The organism is Mycobacterium sp. TH-M82 (genome assembly GCF_057473605.1).
The window spans coordinates 1-2,559 of the sequence record NZ_JBYCKY010000167.1 but is presented as its reverse complement, the minus strand read 5'-3'; the positions used below and the strand labels follow the sequence as shown (position 1 = coordinate 2,559).

At 69.0% G+C, this 2,559-nt stretch carries 3 protein-coding genes; all 3 read left to right on the top strand.

Annotation, left to right across the window (positions count from 1 at the left end; translation table 11 throughout):
• Positions 1-55: 55 nt before the first annotated feature.
• Positions 56-1,336, top strand: coding sequence for a serine hydroxymethyltransferase (gene glyA / locus AC2VON_RS04920; protein ID WP_369741469.1), 1,281 nt, complete (start codon positions 56-58; stop codon positions 1,334-1,336).
• A 98-nt stretch (positions 1,337-1,434) separates the two neighbouring features.
• Positions 1,435-2,262, top strand: coding sequence for an acyl-ACP desaturase (locus tag AC2VON_RS04915; protein ID WP_369737351.1), 828 nt, complete (start codon positions 1,435-1,437; stop codon positions 2,260-2,262).
• A 195-nt stretch (positions 2,263-2,457) separates the two neighbouring features.
• Positions 2,458-2,559: PIN domain-containing protein (locus AC2VON_RS04910; protein ID WP_486951938.1), on the top strand; the 102-nt coding region annotated here is incomplete at its 3' end.

The window sequence follows — 2,559 nt, the reverse complement described above, 5'->3', positions numbered from 1 at the left end:
CCGTGTGACTGCTGCACCTGACGCCCGCGCCACCGCTCCCGGCACGTCCTCTGTGATGTCCGCCCCGCTCGCCGAGGTCGACCCGGACATCGCGGAGTTGATCGGCAAGGAGCTGCAGCGGCAGCGCGACACCCTGGAGATGATCGCGTCGGAGAACTTCGTGCCGCGCGCGGTGCTGCAGGCCCAGGGCAGTGTGCTGACCAACAAGTACGCCGAGGGTCTGCCCGGCCGGCGCTACTACGGCGGCTGCGAGTACGTCGACGTCGTGGAGAACATCGCCCGCGACCGGGCCAAGGCGCTTTTCGGCGCGGAGTTCGCCAACGTCCAGCCGCATTCGGGGGCCCAGGCCAATGCGGCGGTGCTGCACGCGTTGATGACGCCGGGGGAGCGGCTGCTGGGGCTGGACCTGGCCAACGGCGGGCACCTGACGCACGGCATGAAGCTGAACTTCTCCGGCAAGCTCTACGAGACCGGTTTCTACGGCGTCGACCCCACCACGCACCTGGTCGACATGGACGCGGTTCGGGCCAAGGCCCTCGAGTTCCGTCCGAAGGTCATCATCGCCGGCTGGTCGGCGTATCCGCGGACCCTCGACTTCGCGGCGTTCCGGGCGATCGCCGACGAGGTCGACGCCAAGTTGTGGGTGGACATGGCGCACTTCGCCGGCCTGGTGGCCGCCGGACTGCACCCGTCGCCGGTGCCGCACTCCGACGTGGTGTCCACCACCGTGCACAAGACGTTGGGCGGAGCCCGCTCCGGCATGATCATGGGTAAGCAGGAGTACGCCAAGGCCGTCAACTCGGCGGTCTTCCCGGGCCAGCAGGGCGGCCCGCTGATGCACGTAGTGGCGGGCAAGGCGGTCGCGCTCAAGATCGCCACCACGCCGGAGTTCGCCGACCGGCAGCGGCGCACGCTGTCCGGCGCGCGCCTCATCGCCGAGCGGCTGACGGCCCCCGACGTGACCAAGGCCGGCGTGTCGGTGGTCAGCGGCGGCACCGACGTCCACCTGGTGCTGGTCGACCTGCGCGATTCGCCGCTCGACGGGAAGGCCGCCGAGGACCTGTTGCACGACATCGGCATCACCGTCAACCGCAACGCGGTGCCCAATGACCCCCGCCCGCCGATGGTGACGTCGGGGTTGCGGGTGGGGACCCCGGCGCTGGCCACCCGCGGTTTCGCCGACGCCGAGTTCGCCGAGGTCGCCGACATCATCGCCACCGCGCTCGCGGCGGGGACGTCGGCCGACGTCGCCGCGCTCCGGCGCCGGGTCACCACGCTGGCCGCGAACTTTCCCCTCTACGAGGGCATCGAGGACTGGACGCTGGTCGACGGTTAGCGGACGGCCGGTCGGTCCCGAAAGGACCAAAGTCACCAATCGGTTGCGACACGACCGGAGAATTTCACTCACCTGTGTACGCAGGTTACAGTAACCCCATGGCACAGAAACCTGTCGCTAATGCGCTGACGCTGGAACTCGAGCCCGTCGTCGAGGCGAACATGGACCGGCACCTCAACACCGAGGAACTCTGGTTCGCCCACGACTACGTGCCGTTCGAACGCGGGGAGAACTTCGCCTTCCTGGGCGGTCGCGACTGGGATGCGTCGCAGGCCACGCTGCCCAAGGACATCACCGACGCCTGCGAGATCATGTTGCTGCTCAAGGACAACCTCGCCGGCCATCACCGCGAGCTCGTCGAGCACTTCATCCTCGAGGAGTGGTGGGGCCGCTGGCTGGGCCGCTGGACCGCCGAGGAGCACCTGCACGCGATCGCTTTGCGCGAATACCTGGTGGTGACCCGCGAGGTCGACCCGACCGCCAACGAGCAGGCGCGGGTCGAGCACGTGATGAAGGGCTACCGCGCCGACACGTACACCCAAGTTGAAACCCTGGTGTACATGGCGTTCACCGAACGCACCCATGCGATCTTCTGCGCCAACCTGGCGGCCAAGGTCGAGGAGCCGGTCCTGGCCGGACTCGTCGACCGCATCGCCCGCGACGAGGTGCGGCACGAGGAGTTCTTCTCCAACCTCGTCGCGCACTGCCTCGACTACACCCGCGACGAGACCATCGCGGCGATCGCGGCCCGCGCCGCCGACCTGCAGGTCCCCGGCGCCGACATCGACTCCTACCAGGACAAGGTGCGCAACGTCGCCCAGGCGGGCATCTTCGGTCCCGCGGAACTGCGGCAGGCGATCTCGGACCGCATCACCGCCTGGGGTGTGGCCGACGAGCCCGCGCTGGGCCAGTTCGTCATCGGTTAAGACCTCGGCGCGCCTGCGCGGCGCGCACGCGCCCACGAGAGTAGCGTCGTCGGTGATGGCCAGCGACAAGCTCAGCTGCCAGGGCGGCACCTCCCGTCAACGCAACGGCAGGACCGGCCCCGGTCCTGGTGCCGCGATTCCCACCGACATGCCTGTGTGGGGCCGCGCTGGCTCAACCCGCTCGAGGAGCGCCACGTGACTGATATCCGGACCTACGTTCTCGACACCTCCGTGCTGCTGTCCGACCCGTGGGCGTGCAGCCGGTTCGCCGAGCACGAGGTGGTGGTTCCGCTGGTG